The 7,561-nt window shown below is 63.5% G+C and carries 6 protein-coding genes and 2 rRNA genes; all 8 read left to right on the top strand.

What is annotated here, in order from left to right:
• A 23S ribosomal RNA gene (locus MOD31_RS20545) occupies positions 1-123 on the top strand; the annotation flags it as partial.
• 157 nt (positions 124-280) lie between these two features.
• Positions 281-397 (top strand): 5S ribosomal RNA (gene rrf / locus MOD31_RS20540).
• A 328-nt stretch (positions 398-725) separates the two neighbouring features.
• Positions 726-2,657 carry a hypothetical protein gene (locus MOD31_RS20535; RefSeq protein WP_250821554.1) on the top strand — a complete coding sequence of 644 codons (1,932 nt, stop codon included), beginning with the start codon at positions 726-728 and terminating at the stop codon, positions 2,655-2,657.
• Positions 2,650-3,636 carry an HAD-IIA family hydrolase gene (locus tag MOD31_RS20530; RefSeq protein WP_250821553.1) on the top strand — a complete coding sequence of 329 codons (987 nt, stop codon included), beginning with the start codon at positions 2,650-2,652 and terminating at the stop codon, positions 3,634-3,636. Before MOD31_RS20535 ends, MOD31_RS20530 begins: the two co-directional genes overlap by 8 nt.
• A 9-nt stretch (positions 3,637-3,645) precedes the next feature.
• Positions 3,646-3,906 (top strand): hypothetical protein, encoded by a 261-nt coding sequence (locus MOD31_RS20525; RefSeq protein ID WP_223942262.1) that lies wholly within the window; start codon positions 3,646-3,648, stop codon positions 3,904-3,906.
• Between the two features lie 3 nt (positions 3,907-3,909).
• Positions 3,910-4,722, top strand: a complete 813-nt coding sequence (locus MOD31_RS20520) for a TlyA family RNA methyltransferase (RefSeq protein WP_250821552.1) — start codon at positions 3,910-3,912, stop codon at positions 4,720-4,722.
• 12 nt (positions 4,723-4,734) lie between these two features.
• On the top strand, positions 4,735-5,775 hold the full coding sequence (locus tag MOD31_RS20515; RefSeq protein ID WP_166842714.1) for an NAD kinase: 1,041 nt from the start codon (positions 4,735-4,737) through the stop codon (positions 5,773-5,775).
• A 3-nt stretch (positions 5,776-5,778) separates the two neighbouring features.
• The gene (recN, locus tag MOD31_RS20510) at positions 5,779-7,518 is read left to right on the top strand and encodes a DNA repair protein RecN (RefSeq protein ID WP_223942264.1); all 1,740 of its coding nucleotides are present in this window, start codon (positions 5,779-5,781) and stop codon (positions 7,516-7,518) included.
• The last annotated feature ends 43 nt before the right edge of the window (positions 7,519-7,561 follow it).

The following is a 7,561-nucleotide window of genomic DNA, read 5'->3' as shown; positions in this document are numbered from 1 at the left end:
TTCCATACACATTATGTGTGAGAGGCCCCCAGCCAGACCACTGGGTTGATAGGCCGGATGTGGAAGCGAGGACTAAAGACTCGTGAAGCTGACCGGTACTAATAGGCCAACAACTTACACCACACAACACACACTGCACGCGTCCACTATGTGGTTCCCGAACAACAACCGTTCACGGAACCAACAACTAAATACACAACACCACAGTTGTAACCACAGTCTTCCCACCCGGGAAAGCAGCCCCCACAAGGGCCCGCACACCCGGGACGGGTAACAGAGTTACGGCGGTCATAGCGTGGGGGAAACGCCCGGTCCCATTCCGAACCCGGAAGCTAAGACCCACAGCGCCGATGGTACTGCACCCGGGAGGGTGTGGGAGAGTAGGACACCGCCGGACAACCATTCACGGAGGAGCCCCGACCACACGGTCGGGGCTCCCCGCATTTAACAACCAAGCCACCCCACAGCTCTCTGCCTGGGGTGCTGTCTCCCATGGCGGATGAGCGCCGGTGGTGCGAGACGGCTTGGTAGCGTCGCGCTTGTGAGACTTGCCACGGGACGGCCTAAAGGTGCTTCCGGCGTTCGGTGGCTGTGGCGGGGTCGAATAGAATTGAACCAGATATACGAGTCGGTAGCCGAGCGCTACTGGCGGCGTGACAACGAAATAAGGGTTATGAGCGACTACGCACGCGCCAGTGGTCGGCTCGCAACAGGAGGAATCCACCATGGCTGAGCACAACGGCGGCGATCGCGGCGGCAATCGCGGAAACTTCGGAGGGAACCGCGACGACCGCGGTTCGTACCGCCCCAACAACAATTCCGGCGGAGACCCGCGCGGGTTCCGTTCCAGGGAGAACCGGGACGGTAATGATCGTCCGGCCCGTGACGGTGAGCGTCGTCCCTTTAACAATGACCGCGGGGAGCGGCCTGCCCGTGATGGCGAGCGACGCCCCTTTAACAATGACCGCGGCGATCGTCCGGCTCGTGATGGTGAGCGTCGCTCCTTTGGTGGCGACCGTGACCGTAAGCCTTTCGGTGACCGTGGCGATCGTCCGGCCCGTGATGGCGATCGTCGTCCGTTCAATAATGACCGTGGCGACCGTAAGCCCTTCGGCGACCGGCCCGAGCGTGGACCGCGGAACTTTGATGGCCCCCGCCGCGACAACGATGACCGCCGCTCCTTCGGCGGCGACCGTGACCGTAAGCCCTTTGGCGATCGTAGTGATCGTCCGGCCCGTGATGGCGAGCGTCGTCCGTTCAATAATGACCGCGGCGACCGTAAGCCCTTCGGCGACCGGCCCGAGCGTGGACCGCGGAACTTTGATGGCCCCCGCCGCGACAACGATGACCGTCGCTCCTTCGGCGGCGACCGTGACCGCAAGCCCTTTGGCGATCGTAGTGATCGTCCGGCCCGCGATGGCGATCGTCGTCCGTTCAATAATGACCGCGGCGACCGTAAGCCCTTCGGCGACCGGCCCGAGCGTGGATCGCGGAACTTTGATGGCCCCCGCCGCGACAACGATGACCGCCGCTCCTTCGGCGGCGACCGTGACCGCAAGCCCTTCGGTGACCGCGGCGACCGCAAGTCCTACGGAGACAGGCCCGAACGCGGCGGCGACCGTAAGCCCTTCGGCGACCGCAACGAACGCGGTGGCGCATGGGAAGAGCGCCCCGCACGCGTTCCCAACGCCAAGGACATCCGCAGCGCCAACCGTCCTGACCGTGAGCGTTCCCCCGAAATTGACGAGGACGTCACGGGCAAGGAACTCGACCGCGCTACGGGCCACCAAATCAAGACCCTCGAGGAGCAGAGCGCAGGTTGGGTCGCAAAGCACCTGGTCATGGCGGGACGTTTGATCGACATTGAGCCCGAGCTCGCCTTCCAGCACGCCCTTGCTGCAAGCCGCCGCGGTGGACGCCTCTCAGTAGTACGCGAAGCGGTAGGTCTGACCGCTTACGCTGCCGGCCATTACGGCGAGGCGCTGCGTGAATTCCGTACCTACCGCCGCATCAGTGGGTCCAACGTGCATTTGCCGGTGATGGCCGACTGCGAGCGTGGCCTTGGCCGCGCTGATCGTGCACTGGACATGGTGCGCTCTCCCGAAGCCCAGGATCTTGACGCTCCGGGCAAGGTTGAGCTCGCTATCGTTGCCTCCGGCGCACGTGCGGACCTCAATCAGCTGGATGCTGCTGTCAGCGAGCTCGAGATCCCACAGCTGGACATCAACCGAGCCTTCTCTTACAGCCCGCGCCTCTTCCGCGCATACGCTGAGGCTTTGAGCGCAGTGGGTCGTACCGAGGAAGCCGATAAGTGGGCCCGCCAGGCGCTCGTTGCTGAGAGCGCCTTGGGTGTTGGCGACTTCGCTGAGCCCGAAATTCTTGACCTTGGCTGGGACGAGCAGGAAGAAGCAGCCGCGCGGAAGCCGCGCTTCGAGAAGCCGGTGCGGGACACCGACGTCGTGAAGCCTGAAACAGAAACGGTCATTGTTGAGGCCGCAGCCGCTGACGTTGAGCACGATGAGGTTGAGCTTGATGATGCGGAGTCTGACTACTTCGAGTCGGATGACGCAGAATCTGACATCGATTCAGCTGAAGACGACGTAGAGGCAAAAGACGAAGATACCGAGAACGAGGGCTCCGACTCCCAGCATGGCTGATTCACTGATCTCACTGTTTGATGCTGTCCTTTCAGATCTGGACGGGGTGGTCTATGCGGGACCGCATGCCATCCCTGGGGCCGTGGAGTCATTGCGGCGTCTCGAAACTGTAGGCGTTGGCCTTGGTTATGTGACCAACAATGCCTCCCGCACTCCGGCTCAGGTTGCGGCGCATCTGCGGGAGCTTGGCGCGCCGGCTGAGGACCATCAAGTGGTCAGTTCCTCCCAGGCAGCAGGGGAGCTTTTGGCTTCCATGCTGCCTGCGGGGGCGCATGTCCTCATCACCGGCAGCGCAGCTTTGGCTCATGAGATCGAATTGGCGGGACTCAAGCCCGTGCACAGTGCCGCCGAATCTCCGGTAGCCGTCGTCCAGGGTTTCAACCCGGAGATCGGCTGGAAGGATCTCGCGGAGGCGTCGTATGTTGTGGCCGGGGGAGCCAAGTGGTTTGCCACCAACACGGACATGTCCATCCCGCAGGCCCGCGGCATGGCCCCTGGGAATGGAACGCTTGTTGCCGCTGTGGCGGCTGCCACGGGAAAGACACCTCTGGTGGCCGGCAAGCCGGAAGCCCCTCTGTTCCATGCAGCGGCCAAACGGCTTAAGGCCGACCGTCCGCTGGTTGTGGGCGACCGTTTAGACACCGACATCCTGGGCGGCAACCGTGCAGGATTTGCGACGGCGGCCGTCCTCACCGGGGTGGACACCACCCACACCATCATTGCTGCACGAACGGATGAACGACCGGACTACCTCCTGGCGGACTTGGAGGGCCTGTACGCGCCGTATCCGGAGGTTGTCAGCGACGCCGGTACGTTCCGTTGTGGTGCGGCATCTGCAGTTGCCGGGGATGGCGCCGTGACCGTCACAGGAGACGAGGCCGATCTCGACGCTTGGCGGGCGGCATGCGCGGCGTGGTGGGCAGCTGTTCCGGACACGGACGTGGCGCAAACGCCGCAGCTGGTGTGGCGAAATCACTAGACTGGTGCGATGACCGACCCCCAACAGTCCGATGCGGAACATCCCGATCCGGAACCACCCGCAGTCCAGTGGCCTGACACGGCGAGCCCCACGGGGGATCCCCTGGTGGACAGGGCCCTCGGCCTGCTGGACGGCGTAGCGGAGTCACCCGTGCCCGACCATGGGGAGCTGTACACCGGCATCCATGACGCCTTGTTGGAAGCTTTGGACGCGGAACCCGGGCTTCCGGCAACCCCGAAGAGCAGCTCGCGCCCGGAAGGCAACAGTTAACGAATGCCAAGACTTGATCAGGAACTCGTCGCCCGTGGGCTGGCGAGGTCGCGTACGCATGCCGCCAAGCTCATCAGTGATGGCAAGGTCAGCTCGAACGGGCACGTTCTCGTCAAAGCCGCACATCACGTGGATGCGGAGACGGAGCTGGATGTCGAATCCCATCTGGAGGACATTTACGTGAGCCGTGCCGGGCACAAGCTGGCCGGCGCGCTGAAGGCGTTCCCCGCCGTCGTGGTTGCCGGTAAGCGGTGTCTCGACGCCGGTGCCTCCACAGGCGGTTTCACTGACGTTCTGCTCCGGCAAGGTGCCGCCCAGGTGGTGGCGGTGGATGTGGGGCACGGCCAGCTGGTGCCGCACCTTCGGGAGGACCCCAGAGTGGACGTCCATGAAGGCCTCAACGTCAGGTACATGACACCGGAGCATGTCGGTGGCCCGGCGACGTTGACGGTGGCTGACTTGTCGTTCATTTCCTTGACGCTGGTCCTCTGGCCACTTGCGCAATGCACCGAGCCGGGCGGTGACATGGTCCTGATGGTGAAACCACAGTTCGAGGTTGGCAAGGAACGCCTGAGCCGAACCGGTGTGGTGTCCTCCGAGAATGAACGCCGGCGGGCGGTGGCCCAGGTTGCCCGCGCTGCAGTGGACGCAGGCCTGGAACTTCAAGACCTTGCGGCCAGTCCGTTGCCGGGCCAGGACGGAAATGTTGAATACTTCCTGTGGATGAAGCGCAGTATGTCAGCGGTGTTGCCTAAGATCGAAGAGCGGGACGAGGACGTTGCTGCGTTGATCAAGAAACTCTGGCCGAACCACTAGAAAGCAGATCCGATGAGCAGGCGTGTACTTGTCCTTGCCCACACAGGGCGGGAGGAATCGCTCCGCGCAGCGTGGGATGCCTGTACGCAACTGCATTCCTCCGGCCTGGTTCCCGTGCTGCAGAAATCCGAACTTGCAGATATTGAACGATTCTTCGGCGCCCTTGATACGCCTATCGAGATCCTCAACGATCACGTCAATCTTGAGGACGTGGAGCTGGTGATGGTTCTTGGTGGGGATGGCACCATCCTGAGGGCTGCCGAACTGGTGCGCGAGGTGGACGTCCCGCTGCTGGGCGTCAACCTGGGGCATGTGGGCTTCCTGGCGGAAAGTGAACGCGCCGATCTGGCCCAGACCGTGGAGTGGATCGCCAGCCGCCAGTACACGGTGGAAGAACGCATGACAATCGATGTCCAGGTGTGGGTCAAGGGCCAGAAGATTTGGCACACGTGGGCTTTGAACGAAGCTGCCATCGAGAAGGCCAACCGGGAACGGATGCTGGAAGTTGTCACCGAGGTGGACGAGCGTCCTTTGACGTCGTTCGGCTGTGATGGTGTTGTCCTCGCTACGCCCACCGGTTCCACAGCCTATGCTTTCTCTTCAGGAGGGCCCGTAGTGTGGCCTGAGGTCGAAGCATTGGTCATTGTTCCCATCAGTGCACATGCGCTTTTTGCCAAGCCCTTGGTGGTGTCCCCGCGTTCCAAGCTGGCCGTGGAAATCATGAACCGGACCGACGCCACCGGAGTTCTCTGGTGCGATGGCCGTCGTTCGGTGGATCTGCCGCCTGGAGCCCGTGTTGAAGTAACGCGCTCGGCCACCCCGGTGCGCCTGGCCCGGACCCACAAGACGCCGTTCTCTGCCCGGCTTGTCCGCAAGTTCCAGCTTCCCATCCACGGCTGGCGTGGCCCGGCCCCTCGGAGCGGCGAAGTCCACACCGGTCCCATCCCCGTCATCCGGACCCTGTCACCGGCTCCTTTGCCCAGTCCCCGGGACTCTGCAACGTCCCAGGACCTGGGGCAAGGTGAGCCATCAGATCCCACGAATGCGAAGTGAACCATGCTTGAAGAACTCCGAATCCGTGACCTCGGCGTCATCACAGACGCAGCCCTGCCGCTAGGCCCGGGCCTCAGTGTCGTCACCGGCGAAACCGGTGCCGGCAAGACCATGGTGGTGACCGCCGTCGGACTTCTTCTTGGTGCGAGATCTGACGCCGGTGCCGTTCGAAGCGGGGCCAAATCCGCCTCGGCCGAAGCTGTGTTGAAGCTTGATCCGGGGCACAGCGCGGTGGAGCGAGCCAAGGAAGCCGGCGGCGAGGCGGAAGAGTTCGACGGCGTTGCTGAACTCCTGCTGGCCCGCACCGTTGGTGCTGACGGACGTAGCCGTGCTTATGTTGGCGGGCGAGCGGCACCAGTGGGAGTGTTGGCCGAGCTGGGCGAAAGTCTGGTGGTAGTCCATGGGCAGTCGGACCAGATCCGGCTCAAGAGCGCTACCGCGCAGCGGCACGCGTTGGACAGGTTTGCCGGAACGTCCCTGGCGAAGACTCTGGGGGAGTACCAGGACCTGTTCAACCACTGGAAGGCTATCCAGTCTGAACTTGATTCGTTGCGCAGGGAAGCCCGCGAGCGTCTGCGCGAGGCTGAATCGCTGGACGCCGCCCTCAAGGAAATTGATGAGGTGGATCCCCAGCCGGGTGAAGACGAAACGCTCAAGGCCGAGGCCGTAAAACTGGCCAACGTTGAAGAACTGCGTTTAGCGGCAGCTGCTGCCCATGAGTCCCTCATTGCCGAGGAATTCGGGGACGCCGGCGACGCAACCACCATGGTGGATGCGGCCAAGCGGACGTTGGAGCATGTGGCTGAGCATGACGAGGAACTCCGTTCGGCAGCAGCCCGGCTGGCGGAGGTGGGCTTCCTCCTCAATGACATCGCCGCCGAGCTCTCCAGTTACCAGGCGGCCCTGGACACCGAAGGCCCTGAGCGGCTCTCCGAAATAGAGGAACGCCGGGCTGCCCTTGCCAAGCTGATCCGCAAGTATGCCCCGAGCATTGATGAAGTGCTTGAGTGGGCGGCTACTGCGAGGACCCGCCTTGATGAGTTGCAGGATGACTCCACTCGCATCGAATCCTTGGACGCCGAGGTTGCTTCTGCGGAGGCAACGCTGCGCAAGCTGGCGGCGGGCATCACCAAGGCCCGGCTCAAGGCGTCGAAGGACCTCTCAGCCCGGGTCAGTGCCGAGCTGAAGGCTCTGGCGATGGCTGACGCCACCTTGGTCATCGAGGTGGACGGGAGCGGCCCGCTGGGCCCCTGGGGCACTGATGAGATCGCTTTTCTCCTCCAGCCCCACTCCGGTGCTCCGGCGAGGCCCCTGGGCAAGGGGGCCTCCGGCGGTGAACTGTCCAGGGTCATGTTGGCCATTGAGGTAGTGCTCGCCGCAGTGGATCCCGTCCCGACGTTCGTCTTCGATGAGGTGGACGCCGGGGTGGGTGGGCGGGCCGCCGTCGAAATTGGACGCAGGCTGGCGATGCTCGCCCGGCACGTCCAGGTGCTGGTGGTGACCCACCTGCCGCAGGTGGCTGCCTTCGCGGATCAACATATCCGCGTGACCAAAACGTCCGTGCGCGGCGCTGACGGGAAGACCACCACCGGCTTCACCTCCAGCGACGTGCAGCTTCTCAGCGACGATGAGCGGGTCAAGGAGCTTGCCCGCATGCTGGCCGGCCAGGAGGATTCCGAGAGTGCGCAGGCGCATGCCCAGGAACTGCTGGATGACGCAAAGCTTTTACCGCAGCGCGCCTAGTGTCTTTGGGGGAGTGCGGGTGTTTTGGTGGAGTGCGACCACC

The organism is Paenarthrobacter sp. TYUT067 (genome assembly GCF_023656375.1).
Classification (GTDB): domain Bacteria; phylum Actinomycetota; class Actinomycetes; order Actinomycetales; family Micrococcaceae; genus Arthrobacter.
Note: the sequence above shows the minus strand (reverse complement) of the source record. Positions and strands in the feature narration are given on the sequence as shown.

What these genes read in the sequence shown, in the direction of transcription:
- MOD31_RS20520 (WP_250821552.1), top strand. Translation starts at nt 3,910, where the DNA reads ATGCCAAGACTTGATCAGGAACTCGTCGCCCGTGGGCTGGCGAGGTCG.
- MOD31_RS20535 (WP_250821554.1), top strand. Translation starts at nt 726, where the DNA reads ATGGCTGAGCACAACGGCGGCGATCGCGGCGGCAATCGCGGAAACTTC.
- MOD31_RS20525 (WP_223942262.1), top strand. Translation starts at nt 3,646, where the DNA reads ATGACCGACCCCCAACAGTCCGATGCGGAACATCCCGATCCGGAACCA.
- MOD31_RS20530 (WP_250821553.1), top strand. Translation starts at nt 2,650, where the DNA reads ATGGCTGATTCACTGATCTCACTGTTTGATGCTGTCCTTTCAGATCTG.
- MOD31_RS20515 (WP_166842714.1), top strand. Translation starts at nt 4,735, where the DNA reads ATGAGCAGGCGTGTACTTGTCCTTGCCCACACAGGGCGGGAGGAATCG.
- recN (WP_223942264.1), top strand. Translation starts at nt 5,779, where the DNA reads ATGCTTGAAGAACTCCGAATCCGTGACCTCGGCGTCATCACAGACGCA.